22 protein-coding genes are annotated in these 23,858 nt (G+C 70.7%); 18 read left to right on the top strand and 4 right to left on the bottom strand.

Translation table 11 applies throughout. The features are described from left to right. The first annotated feature begins 56 nt into the window (after nucleotides 1–56). The 5 genes from ACWD5D_RS26195 to ACWD5D_RS26215 all read left to right on the top strand — a co-directional run bounded on the left by ACWD5D_RS26195 (nucleotide 57) and on the right by ACWD5D_RS26215 (nucleotide 6,550). On the top strand, nucleotides 57–3,005 hold the full coding sequence (locus ACWD5D_RS26195) for a BTAD domain-containing putative transcriptional regulator (protein ID WP_451375182.1): 2,949 nt from the start codon (nucleotides 57–59) through the stop codon (nucleotides 3,003–3,005). After that, nucleotides 3,002–3,799, top strand: a complete 798-nt coding sequence (locus ACWD5D_RS26200; RefSeq protein ID WP_451375183.1) for a prepilin peptidase — start codon at nucleotides 3,002–3,004, stop codon at nucleotides 3,797–3,799. Before ACWD5D_RS26195 ends, ACWD5D_RS26200 begins: the two co-directional genes overlap by 4 nt. 104 nt (nucleotides 3,800–3,903) lie before the next feature. Continuing rightward, nucleotides 3,904–5,103, top strand: a complete 1,200-nt coding sequence (gene mqnC, locus ACWD5D_RS26205) for a cyclic dehypoxanthinyl futalosine synthase (protein ID WP_451375184.1) — start codon at nucleotides 3,904–3,906, stop codon at nucleotides 5,101–5,103. A 7-nt stretch (nucleotides 5,104–5,110) separates the two neighbouring features. Further along, the gene (locus ACWD5D_RS26210; RefSeq protein ID WP_451375185.1) at nucleotides 5,111–5,710 is read left to right on the top strand and encodes a hypothetical protein; all 600 of its coding nucleotides are present in this window, start codon (nucleotides 5,111–5,113) and stop codon (nucleotides 5,708–5,710) included. A gap of 147 nt (nucleotides 5,711–5,857) precedes the next feature. Then, on the top strand, nucleotides 5,858–6,550 hold the full coding sequence (locus tag ACWD5D_RS26215; protein ID WP_451375186.1) for a demethylmenaquinone methyltransferase: 693 nt from the start codon (nucleotides 5,858–5,860) through the stop codon (nucleotides 6,548–6,550). Nucleotides 6,551–6,562: 12 nt separating this feature from the next. Here the strand turns inward: ACWD5D_RS26215 and ACWD5D_RS26220 are convergent, their stop codons facing one another. Both ACWD5D_RS26220 and ACWD5D_RS26225 read right to left on the bottom strand, forming a co-directional pair. After that, nucleotides 6,563–6,880: a PASTA domain-containing protein gene (locus ACWD5D_RS26220; RefSeq protein WP_451375187.1), complete on the bottom strand. Its 318-nt coding sequence runs from the start codon at nucleotides 6,878–6,880 to the stop codon at nucleotides 6,563–6,565. 119 nt (nucleotides 6,881–6,999) lie between these two features. Further along, nucleotides 7,000–7,506, bottom strand: a complete 507-nt coding sequence (locus ACWD5D_RS26225) for a GNAT family N-acetyltransferase (RefSeq protein ID WP_451375188.1) — start codon at nucleotides 7,504–7,506, stop codon at nucleotides 7,000–7,002. A gap of 47 nt (nucleotides 7,507–7,553) precedes the next feature. On the opposite strand from ACWD5D_RS26225, the gene ACWD5D_RS26230 reads away from it, so the two are divergent. After that, on the top strand, nucleotides 7,554–8,888 hold the full coding sequence (locus ACWD5D_RS26230; protein ID WP_451375189.1) for a geranylgeranyl reductase family protein: 1,335 nt from the start codon (nucleotides 7,554–7,556) through the stop codon (nucleotides 8,886–8,888). Nucleotides 8,889–8,954: 66 nt separating this feature from the next. Here the strand turns inward: ACWD5D_RS26230 and def are convergent, their stop codons facing one another. After that, the gene (gene def, locus ACWD5D_RS26235; RefSeq protein WP_451375190.1) at nucleotides 8,955–9,578 is read right to left on the bottom strand and encodes a peptide deformylase; all 624 of its coding nucleotides are present in this window, start codon (nucleotides 9,576–9,578) and stop codon (nucleotides 8,955–8,957) included. Nucleotides 9,579–9,667: 89 nt separating this feature from the next. Between def and ACWD5D_RS26240 the strand changes: the two genes are divergently transcribed. Next, nucleotides 9,668–11,479: a hydroxysqualene dehydroxylase gene (locus ACWD5D_RS26240; RefSeq protein WP_451375191.1), complete on the top strand. Its 1,812-nt coding sequence runs from the start codon at nucleotides 9,668–9,670 to the stop codon at nucleotides 11,477–11,479. A 78-nt stretch (nucleotides 11,480–11,557) separates the two neighbouring features. On the opposite strand, the gene ACWD5D_RS26245 is transcribed toward ACWD5D_RS26240, so the two are convergent. Further along, the gene (locus ACWD5D_RS26245; RefSeq protein WP_451375192.1) at nucleotides 11,558–12,376 is read right to left on the bottom strand and encodes a C40 family peptidase; all 819 of its coding nucleotides are present in this window, start codon (nucleotides 12,374–12,376) and stop codon (nucleotides 11,558–11,560) included. 742 nt (nucleotides 12,377–13,118) lie between these two features. Here ACWD5D_RS26245 and ACWD5D_RS26250 point away from each other — a divergent pair. The 11 genes from ACWD5D_RS26250 to nuoK are packed head-to-tail and all read left to right on the top strand — an operon-like array spanning nucleotide 13,119 to nucleotide 23,854. After that, entirely contained in the window at nucleotides 13,119–13,478 is a 360-nt protein-coding gene (locus tag ACWD5D_RS26250; protein WP_003992243.1) for an NADH-quinone oxidoreductase subunit A, read from the top strand. Between the two features lie 15 nt (nucleotides 13,479–13,493). Further along, nucleotides 13,494–14,048, top strand: coding sequence for a NuoB/complex I 20 kDa subunit family protein (locus ACWD5D_RS26255; RefSeq protein WP_030742960.1), 555 nt, complete (start codon nucleotides 13,494–13,496; stop codon nucleotides 14,046–14,048). Further along, nucleotides 14,045–14,809, top strand: a complete 765-nt coding sequence (locus tag ACWD5D_RS26260) for an NADH-quinone oxidoreductase subunit C (protein ID WP_451375193.1) — start codon at nucleotides 14,045–14,047, stop codon at nucleotides 14,807–14,809. Before ACWD5D_RS26255 ends, ACWD5D_RS26260 begins: the two co-directional genes overlap by 4 nt. Next, nucleotides 14,806–16,128, top strand: a complete 1,323-nt coding sequence (locus tag ACWD5D_RS26265; protein WP_451375194.1) for an NADH-quinone oxidoreductase subunit D — start codon at nucleotides 14,806–14,808, stop codon at nucleotides 16,126–16,128. The genes ACWD5D_RS26260 and ACWD5D_RS26265 overlap by 4 nt, the downstream gene beginning before the upstream one ends. Continuing rightward, the gene (gene nuoE / locus ACWD5D_RS26270) at nucleotides 16,125–16,907 is read left to right on the top strand and encodes an NADH-quinone oxidoreductase subunit NuoE (protein WP_451375195.1); all 783 of its coding nucleotides are present in this window, start codon (nucleotides 16,125–16,127) and stop codon (nucleotides 16,905–16,907) included. Before ACWD5D_RS26265 ends, nuoE begins: the two co-directional genes overlap by 4 nt. After that, nucleotides 16,907–18,253, top strand: a complete 1,347-nt coding sequence (gene nuoF, locus ACWD5D_RS26275; RefSeq protein WP_451375196.1) for an NADH-quinone oxidoreductase subunit NuoF — start codon at nucleotides 16,907–16,909, stop codon at nucleotides 18,251–18,253. Before nuoE ends, nuoF begins: the two co-directional genes overlap by 1 nt. Next, the gene (locus ACWD5D_RS26280) at nucleotides 18,250–20,754 is read left to right on the top strand and encodes an NADH-quinone oxidoreductase subunit G (RefSeq protein WP_451375197.1); all 2,505 of its coding nucleotides are present in this window, start codon (nucleotides 18,250–18,252) and stop codon (nucleotides 20,752–20,754) included. The genes nuoF and ACWD5D_RS26280 overlap by 4 nt, the downstream gene beginning before the upstream one ends. Continuing rightward, on the top strand, nucleotides 20,751–22,115 hold the full coding sequence (gene nuoH / locus ACWD5D_RS26285) for an NADH-quinone oxidoreductase subunit NuoH (protein WP_451375198.1): 1,365 nt from the start codon (nucleotides 20,751–20,753) through the stop codon (nucleotides 22,113–22,115). Before ACWD5D_RS26280 ends, nuoH begins: the two co-directional genes overlap by 4 nt. Then, on the top strand, nucleotides 22,108–22,719 hold the full coding sequence (gene nuoI, locus ACWD5D_RS26290; protein ID WP_451375199.1) for an NADH-quinone oxidoreductase subunit NuoI: 612 nt from the start codon (nucleotides 22,108–22,110) through the stop codon (nucleotides 22,717–22,719). The genes nuoH and nuoI overlap by 8 nt, the downstream gene beginning before the upstream one ends. Further along, nucleotides 22,716–23,558 (top strand): NADH-quinone oxidoreductase subunit J, encoded by an 843-nt coding sequence (locus tag ACWD5D_RS26295; RefSeq protein ID WP_451375200.1) that lies wholly within the window; start codon nucleotides 22,716–22,718, stop codon nucleotides 23,556–23,558. The genes nuoI and ACWD5D_RS26295 overlap by 4 nt, the downstream gene beginning before the upstream one ends. Beyond that, nucleotides 23,555–23,854 carry an NADH-quinone oxidoreductase subunit NuoK gene (gene nuoK, locus ACWD5D_RS26300; RefSeq protein ID WP_073901863.1) on the top strand — a complete coding sequence of 100 codons (300 nt, stop codon included), beginning with the start codon at nucleotides 23,555–23,557 and terminating at the stop codon, nucleotides 23,852–23,854. Before ACWD5D_RS26295 ends, nuoK begins: the two co-directional genes overlap by 4 nt. Nucleotides 23,855–23,858 lie beyond the last annotated feature (4 nt).

Raw genomic sequence — 23,858 nt, forward strand, 5'->3', positions numbered from 1 at the left:
TCCGTAGGCCCACCGCCGACCCATCCCCCGTACACCCACGACCCAGGACACCCGCCATGGCGCGACGCAGCACTTCAAGCTCGACGGGACGGCCGTCGGGACCGCGGAATCGGACTCCTCAGCCGGTACGCCTGCGGAAGCGTACGTTCGGGGACTTCGTCAAGGCGTTCCTCGCGTTCGTCGCCCTGCTCCTGCTCGTCGTCGGGGTGCCGGGAGCGCTGGCCGTGGGGGTGGGCTGGCCGCTGCCGCACGGCCTGCCCTCGCAGGAGTGGCTGACGCAGGAGATCACCGTTCAGACGTTCCTGCACGTCCTCACGGTCGTCGTATGGCTCGCCTGGGCCCAGTTCACCGCCTGTGTGCTCGTGGAGGCCAAGGCCGCGCTCTCCGGTGTCGGCCTGCCCGGCCGCGTTCCCGGCGCCGGTCCCAGCCAGCTGCTCGCCCGGCAGCTCGTCGCCGCCCTGTTGCTGATCGGCGCCACCGCCGCAAGCCTCACCCCTGGTCTTTCGCAGCTCGGGCACAACGCCGTTCTGGAGGGCAACCAGAAGACCACGGTCGCCGCCGCCCAGCAGACCCCGGGCATCCTCGTCCAGCAGCAGGAGCGGGCCCAGGCCACCGCGGCCGCCCTCGCCGAAGCGGCCCACCACACCGCGGCCCAGGCCGAGTCCGGCACCGGCAAGCACGGGGACACCAAGTTCTACCGGATCCAGCCGCCCGAGGGCCGTCACCACGACTCACTGTGGGAGGTAGCCCAGCGCCACCTCGGCGACGGCCGCCGGTACAAGGAGATCTACGAACTCAACAAGGACCGTGTCCAGGCCGACGGCTCCCGTCTCACCGAGGCCAGCCTGATCCGTCCCGGCTGGATCATGGAGATGCCCGGCGACGCCCACGGCGGCGAACTCGTCGAGATGCCCGACGCGCACGTCTCCCCGGCCGTGCAGAAGCAGATCAGCGACTACGACAAGAGCGGTGCCCACGCCCACGAACAGGTGCAGCAGGCGGGCGGAGGAACCGGGCACGCGGCCCTGCCATCGCAGCGGCCCGCCCAGGACGGCGGGTCCGGATCCGGGGCGGGTGGTCAGGAGCAGCAGCACGCCACGGCTTCCTCCGGCCACTCCTCGTTCGGTCTCCCGGAGGCTCTCCTCGGCGCCCCTCTCCTCGCCGCGGGGCTGCTGGCCGCCCTCGGCCGCCGGCGCCGGCACGCGCTGTGGCAGTCCGCGCTCGGTGCCGTCGGCGGTCGCCGCGGCATGGAGCCGCCGACGCCCACCGGCGACGCCCAGGACGTCCAGGACGCGCTGATGATCGGCGCCGACCCCGACGCCGTACGACTCCTCGACCGGTCCCTGCGCGGACTCGCCGCCGCCCTCACCGCCGAGTCCCGCCCGCTGCCCGTCGTCTACGCCGCCTGGCTCAGCCACGGCGACCTGCACCTCCAGCTGGCCCAGCCCGCCGGGAAGCCGCCGGCGCCCTGGCGGCTCGGCCAGGACCAGACGTTCTGGATGCTGTCCCGCGCGGACGCCGAGCGGTACGAGGACGCCGACACCGCCGCCCCGTACCCCGGCCTGGTCAGCCTCGGCACCATGGACGACTCCCGGCTGCTGCTCAACCTCGAGGCCGTACCCGGCATCGTCTCGCTCAGCGGCCGCGAGGCCGACCGGGCCGCCGTGTTCGCCTCGATCGCCGCCGAACTCGCCACCAACGGGTGGTCCGACCGAATGACGATCACCCTTGTGGGCTTCGGCGAGGATCTGACCGCGCTCGCGCCCAACCGAGTCCGTCACCTCGACGGCATCGAGGCGCTCATCGAGACCATGGAGGCCGAGACCCGGCAGCGGCGCGGCGCACTCGGCGCCGCCGGGCACGACTCCGTGCTCACCGGCCGTACCGGCCCCGCCCAGCACACCCGCTGGGCCCCGCACCTCGTCCTGCTCGCCGCCCAGCCCTCCGCCGAGGACGCGGTCAAGCTAGCCGAACTCGCCGTCGACGCGAGCCGCCTCGGCATCGGCTACCTGATCGGCACCGAGACCACCGAACTGCCCGGCGCCGCCTGGGAGATGCAGATCACGACCGAGGGCAAGCTGCTCGCCCCGCTTCTCGGCCTTGAGCTGGACGCCCAGCTGCTGCCGGTTGCGCAGCAGCGCGCGGTCGTGCGGCTGTTCACCGAGGCCGACCCCGAGCGGGATCCGGACGGGCCGGCCACCACCCTGCCGTTCCTCGTCGACATCAGCGAACAGGGCCGTCCCGCGGTGTACGCCCGGCTCGTCGGGCCGTACGAGGTCATGGGCCTCGACACCCCTGACGGCGACCGCAGCGCCCTGCTGCACGAGGCGCTCGCCCTGCTGCTCCTGCACCGTGAGGGTGTCCATCCGCGCGTGCTGGCCTCCGCGCTGTGGCCGCGCGGGGCCGGCGAGGACGTCCGGGACGCGCTCATCGAGCGGCTGCGCGCGTGGCTGGGTACCGATCCCGACGGCAGCGCCCGCCTTTGCGCCGACGCGACCGGCCGGCTCACCCTCGCCAAGTCCGTCGTCTCTGACCTGGACGTGCTGCGCTCCCTCTACCACGAGGCCACGCAGGGCAAGGGCGCCGACAACCGCGCGGTACGCGGTCGCCTCCTCACCGACGCGCTGATCCTTGTTCGCGGGCCGCTGCTCGACGGCCGCCCCGAGGGCCGCTACGGCTGGCTCACCCACGAGATCATCGACGCGCAACTTCCGCTGCTGGTCGCTGACATCGGTCTTGCCCTCTCCGAGTTCCACCTGGAGAAGGACCGCGCGGAGAAGGCGATCGAGGCGCTCGACGCGGCCCTGAGGACCGCGCCGACGGACGAGCGGCTGTGGAACGAGCTGCTGCGCGCCACGCACGCCACCGGCGACTCCGACCGCCTGCGCGCCCGTGTGGCTGGCCTTCTCGCCCGCAGCGGCGCCCGTGGCCTGCCGGCGCGCACGGAAGCCTTCCTCGACGAACTGCTGCCCACCTGGCGCGACGACGCCGCGACAGCCGGATGACCGACCTCGCCCTGATCCTCACGGCCGCTGTGTGGGGCGCGGCGGCGGGCGCCGCCCTGCCCCGGGCGGCCTACCGCTTCACGGTACCGGCGGGCGAGCCGTGGCGCTCCCGCTGCCCGATGGGGCATGTGCTTCGGGGCTGGCTCGGGTGGTGCGGCTGCGGAGATTGCGCACGGGGTGCGGGCAGCGCCGGTGCGGGGGCGCGGGGGGTAAGCGACGCGCCGGGCGTGGAGAGCGCTCAGACGGCGCCGTACGCCCCCTCCGCCCCCCTCCTCGCCCTCGTCACCGCCCTCGTATGCGCCGCCCTCGCCGCTGCCACCGGCACCCGGCCCGAGTTGGCGGTGTGGCTGCTGCTCGCGCCGGTCGGTGTGCTGCTGGCCGTCGTGGACTTCCGGGTGCGGCGGCTGCCCGACCCGCTGACGCTGCCTCTCGCGGGCGTCGCCCTCGCTCTGCTGGGCCTGGCCGCCCTGCTGCCGGAGCACGCCGGTGACTGGCCCACCGCGCTGTACGGCGCGCTCGCGCTCGGCGCCGGGTACTTCGTGCTGTGGCTCATCAACCCGGCCGGCATGGGCTTCGGCGACGTGAAGCTGGCCGTCGGGATGGGTGCCGCACTCGGCTGGTACGGCTGGCCGACGGTGCTGCTCGGCACGTTCGCCGGGTTCCTGCTCGGCGCCTTCTACGGCGGTGCGCTCGTCGTCGTACGGCGGGCGGGCCGCAAGACGGCGATCCCGTTCGGGCCGTTCCTGATGGCCGGCGCCTTCGTGGGGCTGCTGATCGGCGCCTACGCGGCCTGAGGTCGGGTGGCCGAAACGGCTGGCGTAGGCTGGTCCGGTCCGTCCTCACCCCTTGGTGAAGAGGACGGACGACGAAGACGAAGACGACGAAAGGGACCGCCCCGGTGACCGAGAAGGCCGACCTCCAGTCCGTTCTCGACCGTGCCGCAGCCGGTGGGCGGATCACCCCGGAAGAGGCCCTCGTCCTCTACCGTGACGCCCCGCTGCACGCGCTGGGCACCGCCGCCGACGCCGTACGCCGCCGCAAGTACGCCGGCATCGAGCACATCGCGACGTACATCATCGAGCGCAACATCAACTACACGAACGTGTGCGTCACGGCGTGCAAGTTCTGCGCCTTCTACGCGGCCCCCAAGGACAAGGCGAAGGGCTGGACCCGCGACCTCGACGACATCCTGCGCCGCTGCGCGGAGACCGTCGAGCTGGGCGGTACCCAGATCATGTTCCAGGGCGGCCACCACCCGGACTACGGCGTCGAGTACTACGAGCAGCACTTCAAGGCCATCAAGGACGCCTTCCCGCAGCTGGTGATCCACTCGCTGGGCGCCTCCGAGGTCGAGCACATGGCCCGGATCTCCGGGGTGTCGGTCGAGGAGGCCATCACCCGGATCCACGAGGCCGGGCTCGACTCGTTCGCCGGCGCCGGTGCCGAGTTGCTCCCCGAGCGGCCCCGCAAGGCCATCGCCCCGCTCAAGGAGAGCGGCGAGCGCTGGCTGGAGATCATGGAGGCCGCGCACAAGCTGGGCGTGGAGTCCACCTCCACCATGCTGATGGGCACGGGCGAGACCAATGCCGAGCGCATCGAGCACCTGCGCATGATCCGGGACGTCCAGGACCGTACGGGCGGCTTCCGCGCCTTCATCCCGTACACCTACCAGCCCGAGAACAACCACCTGAAGGGCCGTACCCAGGCCACGCTCTTCGAGTACCTGCGGATGATCGCGATCGCCCGCCTGTTCCTCGACAACGTCCGGCACATCCAGGGCTCCTGGCTGACCACCGGCAAGGAGGTCGGCCAGCTGTCCCTGCACTACGGCGCGGACGACCTCGGCTCGATCATGCTGGAGGAGAACGTGGTCTCCTCGGCCGGTGCCAAGCACCGCTCCAACCGCCTGGAGATCATCGAACTGATCCGCAAGGCGGGCCGGGTTCCGGCGCAGCGCGCGACGACGTACGAGCACCTGGTCGTCCACGACGACCCGGCGAACGACCCCGTCGACGACCGCGTCGTCTCCCACATCTCCTCCACGGCCATCGAGGGCGGCACGGCCCACCCCGAGCTGAAGCTGCTCGCCTCCAACTAGGGCCGTCGTGCTGACACTTCACGTCGCCGAGCGGTCTCCCGAGACGGCGGTTCTGGTCGACGGGGCGGTCGTCGCCGCCGTCGGCCCGTACGAGGAGCTGGCCGCCGCCGAACCCCGGGCCAGGGTGCGGCGCTGGCCCGGCATCCTCACTCCGGGGCTGCTGAACCCGTACGGTCCGGAGCTGCTGGAGGCCACCTACCACCCCGACCCGCGCGAGGCCGACGCCCTCGGCACCGAGCCCATCGGCGGGGAGCGGGCGCGGGCGATCTTCCGCCGTGATCCCGCACGCCTCGGCGCGAGCGCGCGCCGCGGGGTGCAGCGGATGCTGGCGCACGGCACGGTGGCGGTGGCCGGGGAGCTGCGGTCGCGGGCCGTGGCCGACGCGGTGCGCAGGGCCGGACTCGCGGTGGGGCAGCGGCCCGACCGCCTCCCGGGACCCGCGGCGCTGTCCCCGACCCCGCTGGTCCTGCTGCCGCCGCTCGTGCCGGGCGGGCCCGCCCGCTTCGCCGTGTTCGACGTCGCGGACCGCGCCGAACTGGTTCGCCGCGGCGCTGGGACGTGCGTGGCGACCGTGATCGGCGGGCGGCTGGTGTACCGGGGCCGCTGACCGCGGGGCGCCGGACGGGCTCGGGGCCGGGCCTGCGCCGCGCGGGCTCGGGGCCCGGCGTGCGCGGCGCGGGCTCGGGCGTGCGCCGCGCGGGCGGAGCCGAGGGCGCTTCCCGGGTGCCGTACCCCCTGCTGCAACAATGGGCGGGTGACCCGCGCCTCCCTGAACAAGCAGCCGCACGAAGTCGCCTCGATGTTCGACGACGTGGCGGAACGGTACGACCTGACCAACGACGTGCTGTCGCTCGGCCAGGACCGGCGCTGGCGCAAGGAGGTGGCGAAGGCGGTCGACGCGCGTCCCGCGCAGAAGGTCCTCGACCTCGCGGCCGGCACGGCGACCTCCTCGCTGCCCTTCGCCCAGGCGGGCGCGTACGTCGTCCCGTGCGACTTCTCGATCGGGATGCTCCAGGTCGGCAAGAAGAAGCACACCTGGCTGCCGTTCACGGCCGGCGACGCGACGAGGCTGCCGTTCAAGGACGACACCTTCGACGCCGTGACCATCTCCTTCGGGCTGCGCAACGTGCAGGACTTCGACGCGGCCCTGCGTGAGATGTACCGGGTGACCCGCCCCGGCGGCCGCGTGGTGATCTGCGAGTTCTCGCACCCGACGTGGACGCCCTTCCGGACCGTCTACACCGAGTACCTGATGCGCGCGCTTCCGCCGGTCGCGCGCGCCGTCTCCTCGAACCCGGACGCGTACGTCTACCTCGCCGAGTCCATCCGCGCCTGGCCCGACCAGCCCGCCCTCGCCGAGCGGCTGCGCAAGGCGGGCTGGTCACGGGTGGCGTGGCGCAACGTCACCGGCGGTGTGGTCGCGCTGCACCGGGGCTTCAAGGACTGAATCCCGGGGGCTTCAAGGGCTGAATCCCGCCACGGCGTACGGGTCGTCGCCGGGCTGGTTCAGCTCGCGCTGCATCCCGCCCGTGGGCGGCCGCGGGATGCGTGGCTCGCGCACGCCTCCGCCGCCCTCGCCCTCAGCGAAGTCGAACCACACGTACACCATCGAGTCCGGTGGCACCTCGGCCCCGGGCTGCGGGTACTGCCGTACGACGTAGTCCACCACCGTGAGGTGGAAGTCCGGGCGGTCCGGGGCGTTCAGGAACAGGCCCAGCGTCCGGGCCGTCTCGCGCGCGTCCATGGCCATCAGACCGACCAGACGAGGGACGCGCACTTCGGGTGTTTTGGGTGTTATACGCACAGATGTCACCCCCAGCGGTACTGGCAGGGTAACGCGCGCCCGAGCCACTCGGAAGCGTCATGTGGCGTTCTGTAGCAGTTAGTTACTCTGAGTCATAGATCGAGTCGGTAGCAGCGTCCCTGCCGTTCCGAGGACGGCGTCGTGAACGTCTCCGCGAGCCGCATGCCCAGGCGCCGGGTGACCGCGACGGAGCGCTCGTTGCGCGCGTCCACCATCGCCACCACGCTCGGCACCCCCGCCGCCCGCAGCCGCTCCAGGGTCTCCTCGGCGGCCGCCGTGGCGTACCCCCGGCCCCAGTGCGCCCGGCCCAGCCGCCAGCCGATCTCGATCTCGCCCGCCGGCCCCCACGCGTGCGGCCACGGCTGGGCGCCGGTGAAGCCGACGACGTCCCCGGACCCGTCCAGCACCGACCACAGACAGAACCCGCGCTCCGCGTCGTGCCGGCGCTGGCGCGCGGTCAGCTCCTCGTAGACCGAGAGTTCGGCGGCCCGGCCCCCGTGGAACTCCATGACGTCGGGGTCGGCGAAGACCCGGTGCCAGACGAACGCGTCCTCGTCGGTGGGCACACGAAGCCGTACTGCGGGGTGAGTTCGGTTCACGGGGCAACCCTTCAGCCGGGTGATCAATGCTGCTGAATAGACTGCCCATGTCCAGTGCCCATCGGCACTCACATTTCGAACCCTGGGGAGATCCCGCCGTGACCGAGCCCCTCTCCGACAACACCGCCGATGTGATCGTCGTGGGCGCGGGGCCGGCCGGCTCCACCACGGCGTACCACCTCGCCAAGGCCGGACTCGACGTCCTCCTGCTGGAGAAGACCGAGTTCCCCCGGGAGAAGGTCTGCGGCGACGGCCTCACCCCGCGCGCGGTCAAGCAGCTCGTGGCCATGGGGATCGACATCTCCGAGGAGGCCGGCTGGCTGCGCAACAAGGGCCTGCGCATCATCGGCGGCGGCAGTCGGCTCGAACTCGACTGGCCCGAACTCGCCTCCTTCCCGAACTACGGCCTCGTCCGCAAGCGCGACGACTTCGACGAGCAGCTCGCCCGCCAGGCCCAGAAGGCCGGGGCGCGGCTCTTCGAGCTGTGCAACGTCTCCGGACCGATCGTCGACGACCGCACCGGCCGCATCACCGGCGTGACGGCCAGGCTCGGCGAGGACAAGCGGGAGGTCACCTTCCGCGCGCCGCTCGTCGTCGCCGCCGACGGCAACTCCACCCGCCTGTCCCTCGCGATGGGCCTGCACCGCCGCGAGGACCGCCCCATGGGTGTCGCGGTGCGCACGTACTTCACCTCGCCCCGCCACGACGACGACTACCTCGAGGCCTGGCTGGAGCTGTGGGACCGCCGCGGCTCGCAGGACCGGCTGCTGCCCGGCTACGGCTGGATCTTCGGCATGGGCGACGGCACCTCCAACGTGGGCCTCGGTGTCCTCAACACCACGTCCTCCTTCAAGGAGCTGGACTGGCGCGAGGTCCTCAAGGCCTGGTGCGCCTCCATGCCGGAGGACTGGGGCTACACCCCGGAGAACATGACCGGCCCGATCCGCGGCGCCGCCCTGCCCATGGCCTTCAACCGCCAGCCGCACTACACCAAGGGCCTGCTGCTCGTCGGCGACGCCGGCGGCCTGGTGAACCCCTTCAACGGCGAAGGCATCGCCTACGCCATGGAGTCCGGCCAGATCGCCGCCGACGTCATCGTCCAGGCCCACGCCCGGGCCACGCCCGCCTCGCGCGAGATCGCCCTCCAGCGCTACCCGCGGGTCCTCAAGGACACCTACGGCGGCTACTACACGCTCGGCCGTGCCTTCGTGAAGCTCATCGGCAACCCGAAGATCATGAAGATCGCCACGCAGCGCGGCCTCACCCACCCGATGCTGATGAAGTTCGTCCAGAAGCTCCTCGCCAACCTCACCGACCCGACGGGCGGCGACGCGATCGACCGCATCATCAACGCACTGAGCAAGGTGGCGCCGAAGGCGTGACCGGCGTGACCGGCGTGACCGGCGTGACCGGCGCGCACCGGCGCGGGCGCGCGGGCGCGCGGGCGCTCAGGCCTTGAGCGCGGCCGTGTTGGCGGCCCGGCGGGCGAGGACCTCGTCCCGCAGGGCCGCCATCTGCCGCAGCGCGTCCTTCTTGTCCCGCTGGGAGAGCCGGTCCAGGTAGACGTGTCCCTCGGTGTGGTCGGTCTCGTGGGCGAGGCAGCGGGCGAAGTACCCCGTGCCCTCGACGACGACCGGTGCGCCGTCCTTGTCCTGCCCGCGCACGACGGCCCGGTCCGGCCGCGGTACGTCCATGACGGCGCCGGGCACCGACAGGCACCCCTCGCCCTCGTCGAGCAGCCGGCGCCCGCTCACCGGCGCTTCGAGCACCGGGTTGACGATGTGCCCGACGTGCCGGACTCCGTCGTCATCGGGGCAGTCGTACACGAACAGCCGCAGATCGACGCCGACCTGGTTCGCCGCGAGCCCTGCCCCCTCGGCGATGTACATCGTCAGGAACATGTCGTCGATGAGCGCGGCGAGATCGGGCCCGAACTCGGTGACGTCGCGACAGGGCTTGTGCAGAACCTCCTCGCCGACCTCGGTGATGCGCCGCACCGACCCGCGCCGGGCCTCGGGCGCGAGCTGCGGATACGAGTCGACGGGCCTGCCCTGGACGAACACGCTCGGCATGTCTGTGCTCCCTGTGATTGTGAGGATGCTGTGGGTGGCGGGACAACGGGGTTCCGGCATTCGGAGCCCCTCCCTACCCTCCGGTACTCATGACAACAGAACAGGCGCACCAGCCGCCGGAGAACACCGGCCACACCCGCAGACGCTTCCTCGCCGGCGCCGGGGGAGCGGTCGGCGCCCTCGCCTTATGGCCCGCCGGCACCGCGAGCGCGGCCACCGGCAGGCGCGTCGCCGTCCTCGGTGGTGGGGTCTCCGGCCTGAGCGCCGCCCACGAACTCGTCGAGCGCGGCTACGCGGTCACCGTCTACGAGTACTACGACATCCTGGGCGGCAAGGCCCGCTCGATGGACGTCCCCGGAACCGGCACGGGCGGCCGCGCCCCGCTCCCCGGCGAGCACGGCTTCCGGTTCTTCCCCGGTTTCTACCGGAACCTCCCGGACACCATGCGCCGTATCCCCTTCCCCGGCAACGCGAACGGCGTGCACGACAACCTCCGCGGCACGACGGAGGCCCTGTTCGCCCGCGCCGCCGGCCGCCCCGACCTCCACTTCCCGCTGCGCCGGGTCACCACCCCGCCCGCGCCCGGCGACATCACGCCGTCCTGGCTGCGCGACCAGATCCTGTCCGTCCTCGACCTCGGTACCCGGCTGCCCGCCCACGAGGCCGCCTACTTCGCAGACCGCCTCCTGGTCCACCTCACCAGCTGCGACGCCCGCCGCGAGGACCAGTGGGAGAAGACGGCGTGGTGGGACTTCATCCGGGCCGGCGACATGAGCCGGGAGTACCAGGTGCTCCTCGGCATCGGCCAGACCCGCAACCTGGTCGCCACCCGCGCCGAGATCGCCTCCACCCGCACGGTCGGCCGCGTCATCATCGAGGCCCTGCTGCTGTGGGGCCTGCTGGGACGCGGCATGGACGGCGACGCCGACATCGACCGGGTCCTGAACGCCCCGACCAGCGAGGCCTGGATCGACCCCTGGGAGGCGCACCTGCGCTCCCGGGGCGTCGAGTTCGTGCTCGGCACCCAGGTGCGCGAGGTGGTGTACGAGGGCGGCCGGGTCACCGGCGTCCGCGTCGCGCCCCGCGACGGCGGCCCCGAGCGCACGGTCACCGCCGACCACTACGTCTCCGCGCTGCCTGTCGAGCACGCCCGCGCCACCTGGGGCCGGGCCCTGCGCGCCGCCGACCCCCAGCTCGGCCGGTGCGACGCGCTGAAGACCGACTGGATGACGGGCGTGATGTTCTACCTGCGCACGCCCACCCCCGTCGTGCACGGTCACATCAACTGCCTCGACTCACCCTGGGCGGTGACCGGCATCGGTCAGGCCCAGTTCTGGGACGGGCACGACTTCGCGGGCGACTTCGGCGACGGGCAGGCGCACGACTGTCTCTCCACGATCATCTCCGAGTGGGACAAACCCGGCATCCTGTACGGCAAGACGGCCCGCGAGTGCACCAAGGAGGAGATCGTCGCCGAGCTGTGGGCCCAGCTGAAGGACGGGCTCAACGACTCCGGCAAGACGACGCTGCGGGACGAGGACCGGCTCGGCTGGTTCATGGACCCGGCGGTGACGGGCCTGGGCGGCCCCGACCCGCAGAACCGCGAACAGCTCCTCATCCACCCCACGGGCACCCTCTACAACCGCCCGTCCGCCCGCACCCAGGTGCCGAACTTCTTCCTCGCCGGCGACTACGTCCGCACGGACGTGGACCTCGCGACGATGGAGGGCGCCAACGAGTCCGCGCGCCGAGCCGTCAACGCACTCCTGGACGCGGACGATTCGGGCGCCGAACGGTGCCAGGTCCTGGAACTGTTCCGCCCGCCGGAGATGGAACCCCTCAAGCGCGTCGACGAACTGCGCTACCGGCTGGGGCTCCCCAACACCTTCGACCTGGGATAGCCGTCCCCGGACAGCCGGAAGGGCCGCTGCCCCCGAGCGGCTGCGGCCCTTCCGTGTGCCGATGTGGCGGCGGTGTGCTCAGAGCACCCGCACCGCGCCGGTCGGCGGGTCGTACGACAGCGGCTTCTCCACGATGCCGGTGGAGGGGTTCTGAGCGCCGACGAACATGCCGTCGCCGGCGTAGATCGCCACGTGGTACGCGCCGCTGCCCGCGCTGCCCCAGTACAGGATGTCGCCCGGCTGGAGGTTGCTCAGCGACACCGGGGTACCGGCGGTCGACTGGTCCTGGGAGACCCGCGGCAGGCTGACGCCGACCTGCTTGAAGGCGGCCTGCACCAGGCTCGAGCAGTCCCACGCGTTGGGGCCGGAGGCACCCATGACGTAGCTCTTGCCGATCTGCGCCTTGGCGAACGCGAGCACCGTGGCGGCCGAACCGGTGGCCGAGGACGTGCTCGTCGAGATGCTGGCGCCGGTGCTGCCGGCCGAGGCGGAGAGCGTCGTACGCGCCGCGGCGCGCGAGGCGCGAGCGGCGGCCTCCTTGCGAGCGGCCTCCTCGGCCTTCTTCTTCGCCGCTGCCTTCTTCTTCGCCTCCGCGAGGTCCGCCTTGGCCTGCTTCGCGGCATTCGCGGCGGCCGCGTCACGCTCGGCCTGCAGCTCGTAGTTCGCGGCGGCCAGCTGCGTGGCGTCCGCGGACTGGGCGACCTGAGTGGCCACGTCGGCCGTCAGGGTGGGCAGTTCGAGGGTCTGCGTCACCGGCTCGGCGGCGTTCGCCGACCCGGACGCCCCGGCGACTGCCAGGGTGCTGAGGACGCCACCGGCAACTCCGGCCCGCATCGCGATGGTGGACGCGCTGCGGCGGGGTTTCCGGTGGCTGCGTATGTGAGCGGTGTGGGACATGAGACCAACTGGTACCAGGGGCTCCTTCATATCTTCAAGAAACGTGTGCTGCGCCACAGTTGCTCAATGGGGTCCCCGAATCCCGGGCGTGTCGCTCTTTATTGACGCCGTAACGGACATAGCGGACGAGCGCGATCAAGCCCTTGATCACGGTCTTTGATCATTACGTCCGAATTGCCCCGCACGTACCACCGGTCGGGGTGGATGGCCAAGCCCCGCTCCCGGGGGGCTCTCGCGGGTGTGGCGGAGGTCACGGAACGGTTACCGGGAGGCGTGCGTCCTGTGTGCGCGGCGCTCGTGAACGCGTGCACGTGCCGGAGCGGCGTCCACACTCCGCCCCGAACCTCCCCCTGATGTGTGAACGCGGACCTCTAGCAGCCGCCCGCGTCCAGCACCAATTTGCATGCAGCGGAACCATCTTGATATGGAGATGCCCCCTCCGGCCTGCGACGATGCATGAAATTGTCACTTCTGGTGACTGCCTGAACGCTTCGCGTATGAAGATCACCCATCATCCGACTTCATGATCCTTCGTCAGGTGGTGGAGATCACAAAGCTTGTGTAATACCCCGTGTCGCAGATCACAGACCAGCGGGCATAAGATGCGTGGCGACTGGGCTTGTGACCTGCTTCACATGTTCGCGATCTTCGTCGGGACGAACGGGGTTCGTGGGGCTGACGGGGCGGAAGCCGGCCCGGCCAACCGCCAGCAGTCAGTGCCGACTGAGAGGAGCGAGGAGCGGTGAACGCGTATGCGCCCATCCTCGTACTGGGAGCCCTCGGGGCAGGCTTTGCGATCTTCTCCGTGGTCATGGCCACGCTGATCGGTCCGAAGCGGTACAACCGCGCCAAGCTCGAAGCCTACGAGTGCGGAATCGAGCCGACCCCCACGCCGGCCGGCGGCGGGCGCTTCCCCATCAAGTACTACCTGACGGCGATGCTCTTCATCGTCTTCGACATCGAGATCGTCTTCCTCTACCCCTGGGCCGTCACCTTCGACGCCCTGGGGATCTTCGGGCTCGTGGAGATGCTGCTCTTCGTGCTCACCGTCTTCGTCGCGTACGCGTACGTATGGCGGCGCGGCGGCCTGGAATGGGACTGAGGGGCCTTTAACGACATGGGACTCGAAGAAAAGCTGCCGAGCGGCTTCCTGCTGACCACGGTCGAGCAGGCCGCGGGCTGGGTGCGCAAGGCGTCCGTCTTCCCGGCCACCTTCGGCCTGGCCTGCTGCGCCATCGAGATGATGACCACCGGCGCCGGCCGATACGACCTCGCCCGCTTCGGCATGGAGGTCTTCCGCGGCTCGCCGCGCCAGGCCGACCTCATGATCGTCGCCGGCCGGGTCAGCCAGAAGATGGCACCGGTGCTGCGCCAGGTCTACGACCAGATGCCCAGCCCGAAATGGGTGATCTCCATGGGCGTCTGCGCCTCCTCGGGCGGCATGTTCAACAACTACGCGATCGTCCAGGGCGTCGACCACATCGTTCCCGTCGACATCTATCTGCCCGGCTGCCCGCCCCGGCCCGAGATGCTGATGGACGCGATCCTCAAGCTCCACCAGAAGATCCAGTCCTCCAAGCTCGGCGTCAACGCCGAGGAGGCGGCCCGCGAGGCGGAGGAGGCGGCGCTCAAGGCCCTGCCCACGATCGAGATGAAGGGGCTGCTGCGGTGAGCGACGCGAACGGCACCAACGGCGCGAACGGGTCCGCGAACGGGGTGAACCCCGAGAAGGACCTCGCCGCCTCCAACCTCCCCGGCCAGCGCGGCCAGGGCGGCGAGGAGATCCGCGTCCAGCGCGGCATGTTCGGCGCCGACAACGGCGGCGACACCTCCGGCTACGGCGGCCTGGTCCGCTCGGTCCGACTCCCGGGACCCGCGAGCAGGCCCTACGGCGGCTGGTTCGACGAGGTCGCCGACGAGCTGGAGGGCGCCCTGGAGGAACAGGGACTCCTGCCCGGCAACGCCATCGAGAAGACGGTCGTCGACCGCGGCGAGATCACCTTCCACATCGAACGCGAGCACCTCGTCCGCGTCGCCCAGACCCTGCGGGACGACCCCGCCCTGCGCTTCGAGCTGTGCACCGGCGTCAGCGGCGTCCACTACCCGAACGACAAGGGCCGCGAGCTGCACGCCGTCTACCACCTGCGCTCGATCACGCACAACCGGCTGATCCGCATCGAGGTCAGCGCGCCCGACAGCGACCGGCGCATCCCGTCCCTGGTCTCCGTCTATCCGACCAACGACTGGCACGAGCGCGAGACCTACGACTTCTTCGGGATCGTCTTCGACGGTCACCCGGCCCTGACCCGGATCATGATGCCGGACGACTGGCAGGGCCACCCGCAGCGCAAGGACTATCCCCTCGGCGGCATCCCCGTCGAGTACAAGGGCGCCCAGATCCCGGCTCCGGACCAGCGGAGGTCGTACTCGTGAGCACACAGTCAGCATCCGCACGCGAGACCACCGAGGGCACCGTCTACACGGTCACCGGCGGTGACTGGGACGAGGTCGTCCAGTCCGCGGCCCGCGCCGACGACGAGCGCATCGTCGTCAACATGGGTCCCCAGCACCCGTCCACCCATGGAGTGCTACGCCTCATCCTGGAGATCGAGGGCGAGACGGTCACCGAGGCCCGCTGCGGCATCGGCTACCTCCACACGGGCATCGAGAAGAACCTCGAGTACCGCACGTGGACGCAGGGCACCACGTTCGTGACGCGCATGGACTACCTGACGTCCTTCTTCAACGAGACCGCCTACTGTCTCGGCGTCGAGAAGCTCCTCGGCATCGAGGACGAGATCACCGAGCGCGCCAAGATCATCCGAGTGCTCCTGATGGAGCTGAACCGGATGTCCTCCCACCTGGTGTGCATCGCCACCGGCGGCATGGAACTGGGCGCCACCACGATCATGATCTACGGATTCCGTGATCGTGAAATGATTCTCGACATCTACGAGCTCATCACGGGCCTGCGCATGAACCACGCGTACATCCGGCCCGGCGGACTCGCCCAGGACCTGCCGCCCGGCGCGGTGGACCAGATCCGCGAGTTCGTGAAGAAGATGAAGAAGAACCTCCCGGAGTACGACAAGCTCGCCACCGGGAACCCCATCTTCAAGGCCCGCATGCAGGACATCGGCTACCTCGACCTGGCCGGCTGCATGGCCCTCGGCGCCACCGGCCCGATCCTGCGCTCCGCCGGTCTCCCGCACGACCTGCGCAAGGCCCAGCCGTACTGCGACTACGAGACGTACGACTTCGACATCCCGACCGCCGACACCTGCGACGCCTACGGCCGCTTCCTCGTCCGCCTGGAGGAGATGCGCCAGTCGCTCAGGATCGTCGAGCAGTGCCTGGACCGGCTCCAGCCCGGCCCGGTCATGGTCGCCGACAAGAAGATCGCCTGGCCCGCCCAGCTCGCCCTGGGACCGGACGGACTGGGCAACTCCCTCGACCACATCAAGAAGATCATGGGCACCTCCATGGAGGCCCTGATCCACCACTTCAAGCTGGTCACCGAGGGCTTCCGCGTCCCACCGGGACAGGTGTACACGGCCGTCGAGTCACCCAAGGGCGAACTCGGGGTGCACGTCGTCTCCGACGGCGGCACCCGCCCCTACCGGGTCCACTTCCGTGACCCGTCCTTCACCAATCTGCAGGCCATGGCGGCGATGTGCGAGGGCGGCCAGGTCGCCGACGTGATCGTCGCCGTGGCGTCCATCGACCCCGTGATGGGAGGCGTCGACCGGTGACCACCTCTTCTTCGGAGCGGGGCGTCAGCCTGGGCATGCCCGAACTGCCCGCGCCCGCGTACCCGGACGACGTCCGGGCCCGGCTGGAGGCGGACGCGCGCGAGATCATCGCGCGCTACCCGGACTCCCGGTCCGCCCTGCTGCCCCTGCTCCACCTCGTGCAGTCGGAGGAGGGCCACGTCACGCGCACCGGAATGAAGTTCTGCGCGGACGTGCTGGACCTGACCACCGCCGAGGTCACCGCCGTCGCCACCTTCTACACCATGTACCGGCGGGGGCCGTCCGGTGACTACCAGGTGGGCGTGTGCACCAACACGCTGTGCGCGGTGATGGGCGGCGACGCGATCTTCGAGACCCTCCAGGAGCACCTGGGCGTCGGCAACGGCGAGACCACCGACGACGGCAAGGTCACCCTGGAGCACATCGAGTGCAACGCGGCCTGCGACTTCGCGCCGGTCGTGATGGTCAACTGGGAGTTCTTCGACAACCAGACCCCCGCCAGCGCCAAGCACCTCGTCGACGACCTCCGCGCGGGACGCCCCGTCGAGCCGACGCGAGGGGCGCGCCTGTGCACCTTCAAGGAGACCGCCCGGATCCTGGCCGGCTTCCCCGACGAGCGGCCCGGGGCCGTCGAGGAGAGCGGCAGCGCGGGACCCGCCTCGCTGGTGGGCCTTCGCCTGGCAAAGGGAGAGGCCGCGCCCGCGCGCGTGGTCCATCCGCGGACCCAGGAACCCCAGGACGCGCCGTCCGCGACCCCGGCAGAAGAGGAGGGGGAGTGATGACGGTGGTACCCGAACTCAAGGACACCAGCCCCGAGAAGCTGCTCGCACCCGTGCTGTCGGCCTTCTGGGACGAGGACCGGTCCTGGTCTCTGGACGTCTACCGCAGGCACGAGGGGTACGAGGGGCTCCGCAAGGCGCTCGCCATGTCGCCGGACGACCTGATCGCGTTCGTCAAGGACTCAGGTCTGCGCGGGCGCGGCGGCGCGGGATTCCCGACCGGAATGAAGTGGCAGTTCATTCCCCAGGGTGATGGGAAACCGCACTATCTAGTTGTCAACGCCGACGAGTCGGAGCCTGGGACCTGCAAGGACATCCCGCTCCTCTTCGCGAACCCGCACAGCCTCATCGAGGGCATCGTGATCGCGTGCTATGCCATCAGGTCGTCGCATGCCTTCATCTATCTGCGTGGTGAAGTCGTCCCCGTTCTGCGGCGGTTGCACGAGGCCGTGCGCGAGGCCTACGCGGCGGGCTACCTCGGCGAGAACATCCTGGGCAGCGGACTCGATCTCGAACTCACCGTGCACGCCGGCGCCGGCGCGTACATCTGCGGTGAGGAGACCGCACTGCTCGACTCGCTCGAAGGCCGCCGTGGTCAACCGCGGCTCCGTCCCCCCTTCCCTGCGGTGGAAGGCCTCTATGCCTGTCCCACTGTGGTGAACAACGTCGAGTCGATCGCGTCGGTTCCCGCCATCCTGCGCAACGGGAAAGAGTGGTTCAGGGCGATGGGCAGCGAGAAGTCGCCCGGCTTCACGCTCTACTCGCTCAGCGGCCACGTCGCGAGCCCCGGCCAGTACGAGGCCCCGCTCGGCATCACGCTCCGCCAGCTCCTCGACATGAGCGGCGGGATGCGCCCCGGGCACCGGCTGAAGTTCTGGACGCCGGGCGGCTCCTCCACGCCGATGTTCACCGACGAGCACCTCGACGTCCCGCTCGACTACGAGGGAGTGGGCGCCGCCGGGTCCATGCTCGGCACCAAGGCCCTGCAGTGCTTCGACGAGACGACCTGCGTGGTGCGGGCGGTGACCCGCTGGACCGAGTTCTACGCCCACGAGTCCTGCGGAAAGTGCACGCCCTGCCGCGAAGGCACGTACTGGCTCGTGCAGTTGCTGCGGGACATCGAGGCCGGCAAGGGAGCCATGTCCGACCTCGACAAGCTCGCCGACATCGCCGACAACATCAACGGCAAGTCCTTCTGCGCCCTCGGCGACGGCGCCGCATCCCCGATCTTCTCCTCGCTGAAGTACTTCCGCGAGGAGTACGAGCAGCACATCACCGGCCGGGGCTGCCCCTTCGACCCGGCCAAGTCGACGGCCTGGGCGGACCGCCCGGAGGTGAACGCATGACCGTGACCACCAGTGCTCCCTCCGGAGGGGGAGAGGCGGCGGTCCCGCCGGAGGACCTCGTCACACTGACGATCGACGGCATCGAGATCAGCGTGCCCAAGGGCACCCTGGTCATCCGGGCCGCCGAGCAGGTCGGCGTCGAGATCCCGCGGTTCTGCGACCATCCCCTCCTCGCCCCCGTCGGCGCCTGCCGCCAGTGCATCGTCGAGGTCGAGGGCCAGCGCAAGCCGATGGCGTCGTGCACCATCACGTGCACCGACGGCATGGTCGTGAAGACCCAGCTCACCTCGCCGGTCGCCGAGAAGGCCCAGCACGGGGTGATGGAGCTGCTGCTCATCAACCACCCGCTGGACTGCCCGGTCTGCGACAAGGGCGGCGAGTGCCCGCTGCAGAACCAGGCCATGTCGCACGGCAACGCCGAATCCCGCTTCGAGGGCCGCAAGCGGACCTACGAGAAGCCCGTACCGATCTCCACCCAGGTGCTCCTGGACCGCGAGCGCTGCGTGCTGTGCGCCCGCTGCACCCGCTTCTCCAACCAGATCGCGGGCGACCCGATGATCGAGCTGCTGGAGCGGGGCGCGCTCCAGCAGGTCGGCACCGGCGAGGGCGACCCGTTCGAGTCGTACTTCTCCGGCAACACCATCCAGATCTGCCCGGTCGGCGCGCTGACCTCGGCGGCCTACCGTTTCCGCTCCCGCCCCTTCGACCTGATCTCCTCGCCGTCGGTGTGCGAGCACTGCGCCGGCGGCTGCGCGACCCGCACCGACCACCGGCGCGGCAAGGTCATGCGGCGGCTCGCGGCGAACGACCCCGAGGTCAACGAGGAGTGGATCTGCGACAAGGGACGCTTCGCGTTCCGCTACGCGCAGATGAAGGACCGCCTCGACACCCCGCTGGTCCGAGGCGCCGAGGGTGTCCTTGAGCCCGCATCCTGGCCGGAGGCCCTGGAAGCGGCCGCGCGCGGTCTGGCCGCCGCACGCTCCCGCGCCGGCGTCCTCACCGGCGGCCGGCTCACCGTCGAGGACGCCTACGCGTACAGCAAGTTCGCGCGCGTGGCCCTCGACACCAACGACATCGACTTCCGCGCGCGCGTGCACAGCGGCGAGGAGACCGACTTCCTGGCGTCCCAGGTGGCCGGGCGCGGACGCGACCTCGACGGCACGGGCGTCACGTACACCTCCCTGGAGAAGGCCCCGGCCGTCCTCCTCGTCGGGTTCGAGTCCGAGGAGGAGGCGCCCGGCGTCTTCCTGCGGCTGCGCAAGGCCTGGCGGGGGCACAAGCAGAAGGTGTTCGCGGTGGCCACACACGCCACCCGGGGCCTTCAGAAGGCGGGCGGCACCCTGCTGCCGGCCGCGCCCGGCACCGAGACCGAGTGGCTGGACGCCCTCGCGAGCGGCGTCGGCCTGGAGGAGCCCGGCACGAAGGCCGCCGAGGCCCTGCGCGCCGAGGGCGCCGTGATCGTCGTCGGAGAGCGGCTCGCCGCCGTCGCCGGTGGCCTCACCGCCGCCGTACGCGCCGCCACCGCGACCGGCGCCCGGCTGGTGTGGATCCCGCGTCGGGCCGGGGAGCGCGGCGCGATCGAGACCGGCGCGCTGCCGTCGCTGCTGCCGGGCGGCCGCCCGGCCACCGACCCGCGCGCGCGGGAGGAGGTCGCCGCGGCCTGGGGGCTCGCCGAACTCCCTTCGCGCCACGGCCGCGACACCCACCAGATCGTCGAGGCCGCCGCCACCGGCGAGCTGTCCGCCCTGGTGGTCGCCGGTGTGGAGGTCGCCGACCTGCCCGACCCGGCACGCGCGCGTGAGGCGCTCGACAGTGTGGGCTTCCTGGTCTCGCTGGAGCTGCGGCCCAGTGAGGTCACCGAGCGCGCCGACGTCGTCCTGCCGGTCGCCGCCGTCGCCGAGAAGGCCGGCACCTTCCTCAACTGGGAGGGCAGGGTGCGCTTCTTCGACGCGGCCCTCAAGCCCGAGCAGATGACCCGCCGCCTCGCCCCCACCGACGGGCGCGTGCTGCAGATGCTGGCCGACGCCATGGACGTCCACCTGGGCCTGCCGGACCTGCGCACCACGCGCGCGGAGATCGACCGGCTCGGCTCCTGGGACGGCACGAGGGCCACCGAGCCCGTCGAGACCGGGGCCGTGCTGCCCCGGCCCGCCGTGGGCGAGGCCGTGCTCGCCGGGCACCGGCTCCTGCTCGACCAGGGCGTCCTCCAGGAGGGCGACGAAGCGCTCGCCGGCACCCGGCACGCCGCACACGCGCGCGTGTCGGCCGCGACGGCCGCCGAGGCCGGGGTCAAGGAGGGCGACTTCCTCGCCGTCACCGGCCCGAACGGCACCACCGAACTCCCGCTCCAGGTCACCGAGATGCCCGACCGGGTGGTCTGGCTCCCGCTGAACTCCGCCGGCCGGGGCGTCGCCTCCGAAACCGGCGCACAGCCCGGCTCCCTCGTCCGCATCGGCCCGGCGACCGTCGCCGAAGAGGCCCCCAAGGAGGTGGAGGCATGAGCCCGTACCTCGCCGCTGAAGACCTCTCGATGTTCGGCCGCGACCCCTGGTGGCTGGTCGTCGTCAAGGCGGTGTTCTGCTTCGCCTTCCTGATGGTGACCGTGCTGTTCTCCATCGTCTGGGAGCGCAAGGTCGTCGCCTGGATGCAGCTGCGCATCGGCCCCAACCGGCACGGGCCCTGGGGCATGCTCCAGTCGCTCGCCGACGGCGTGAAGCTGATGCTCAAGGAAGACCTCATCGTCAAGCGCGCCGACAAGGTGGTCTACATCCTCGCGCCGATCGTCGCGGCCGTCCCGGCCTTCATGGCGATCGCGGTGATCCCCTTCGGCCCGGCCGACAACGAGATCTCGATCTTCGGTACGCGCACCACGATGCAGCTCACCGACCTGCCGATCGCGATGCTCTACATCCTCGCGGTCGCCTCCGTCGGCATCTACGGCATCGTCCTCGCGGGCTGGAGCTCCGGATCGACGTACCCGCTCCTCGGCGGTCTGCGCTCCTGCGCGCAGATGATCTCCTACGAGATCGCGATGGGCGCCGCGTTCGCCTCGGTGTTCCTGTACTCGGGGTCGATGTCGACGTCCACGATCGTCGAGCAGCAGCACGACCGCTGGTACATCCTGCTGCTGCCGGTCTCCTTCATCCTCTACATCGTCACGATGGTCGGCGAGACCAACCGCGCCCCCTTCGACATGCCGGAGTCCGAGGGCGACCTGGTCGGCGGCTTCAACACCGAGTACTCGTCGATCAAGTTCGCGATGTTCATGCTCGCCGAGTACGTGAACATGGTGACGGTCTCGGCCGTCTCGACCACGCTGTTCCTCGGCGGCTGGCGTGCCCCCTGGCCGATCAGCACCTTCTGGGAGGGCGCGAACCACGGCTGGTGGCCGATGCTCTGGTTCGTCATCAAGGTGCAGCTGCTGCTGTTCGGCTTCATCTGGCTGCGCGGCACGCTGCCTCGCGTCCGCTACGACCAGCTGATGAAGCTCGGCTGGAAGGTCCTCATCCCGGTCTCCGTGACCTGGCTGATGCTCGTCGCGACCGTTCGGGCCCTGCGCAACGAGAACTACGACTTCGCCGACATCGCGCTCTACGTCGGTGGCGGCGTCCTCGCCCTGCTGCTGCTCTCCTTCGTCGCCGACATGTTCCGCGACAAGGGGAAGGCGGCCGGGGAGGCCGCCGGCCCGCAGCCCGGATTCGACCCGATGGCGGGCGGATTCCCCGTGCCGCCGCTGCCCGGACAGGAGTTGCCGCCGGTGCCGAGGCGCCGCCCGAACCGGGAGCGGGAGCTGATTGTCAGTGGCGGGTCGGACACTGTCAGTGACGGATCTTCGGATGGAAAGGAGGCGTCCGATGGCTGAGGAGCCCAAGGAGACCGGGCAGTCGAATCCCGGCTTCCAGAACCCCGTGGCCGGCTTCGGCGTGACCTTCAAGGCCATGTTCAAGAAGCGGCTGACCGAGCAGTACCCGGAGCAGAAGAAGACCACGGCTCCGCGGTTCCACGGACGGCACCAGCTCAACCGCCATCCGGACGGCCTGGAGAAGTGCGTCGGCTGCGAGCTGTGCGCCTGGGCCTGCCCCGCCGACGCCATCTACGTGGAGGGCGCCGACAACACCGACGAGGAGCGCTACTCCCCGGGCGAGCGGTACGGCCGCGTCTACCAGATCAACTACGCCCGCTGCATCCTGTGCGGGCTGTGCATCGAGGCGTGCCCCACGCGCGCGCTGACGATGACCAACGAGTTCGAACTGGCCGACTCCAGCCGCGCCAACCTCATCTACACCAAGGAGCAGCTGCTCGCCGGCCTCGAGGAGGGCATGGTCGAAACGCCTCACTCGATCTTCCCCGGAGCCGACGAACAGGACTACTACCGGGGCCTGGTGACGGAGGCCGCGCCCGGGACCGTACGGCAGGTCGCCGTGTCCAAGGGCGAGAAGCCGGAAGAAGAAGGGGTGGACGCATGAGCGCGCAGCTCGCCGCCTACACCACCTCCACCGGTGAGGCCTTCCAGTTCTGGGTCCTCGGCAGCGTCGCGGTGATCGGCGCCCTGTGCACCGTCTTCATGAAGAAGACCGTGCACAGCGCGCTCAGCCTCGCCGGGACCATGATCGTCCTGGCGGTGTTCTACCTCGCCAACGGCGCCTACTTCCTGGGCATCGTGCAGATCGTCGTCTACACCGGCGCGATCATGATGCTGTTCCTGTTCGTGGTGATGCTCGTCGGCGTCACGGCCGCGGACTCGCTGAAGGAGACCATCAAGGGCCAGCGCTGGCTGGCCCTGCTGTGCGGGGTCGGCTTCGGCGTCCTGCTCTTCGCGGGCATCGGGAACGCCTCCCTGACGGAGTTCAACGGCACCGGCCGGGCGAACGCCAACGGCAACGTGGAGGGCCTCGCGGCCCTCATCTTCACCAAGTACGTGTTCGCCTTCGAAATCACCGGCGCCCTGCTGATCACGGCGGCCGTCGGCGCCATGGTGCTCACCCACCGCGAGCGCACGGAGCGCGCGAAGACCCAGCGCGAGCTGGCCGAGCAGCGCGTCCGCGAGGGCAAGCACCTCCCGCCGCTGCCCGCCCCGGGTGTCTACGCCCGGCACAACGCGGTGGACGTCGCCGGCCTGCTGCCCGACGGCACCCCGTCCGAGCTGACCGTCAACAAGACGCTGCGCGAGCGCGGCCAGATCCGCGACGTGTCCGCGGAGGCGCTGAACGACCTGCGGGCCCTGGAGCAGCGTTCCGAGGAGCGTCTGGAGCGGACCGAGATCGAGCCGACGACGTTCAAGCGGCCCGAGGAGGCGTCGAAGTGAACCCCGTCAACTACCTCTATCTCGCCGCTCTGTTGTTCACCATCGGCGCGACCGGGGTGCTGATCCGGCGCAACGCGATCGTCGTGTTCATGTGCATCGAGCTGATGCTCAACGCCTGCAACCTCGCGTTCGTCGTCTTCTCCCGGATGCACGGCAATCTCGACGGCCAGATCATCGCCTTCTTCACGATGGTCGTCGCCGCCGCGGAGGTCGTGGTGGGCCTCGCGATCATCGTGTCGCTGTTCCGTACCCGCCACTCGGCCTCGGTCGACGACGCCAGCCTGATGAAGCTGTAAGGGG

The organism is Streptomyces sp. NPDC002520, from assembly GCF_053595235.1.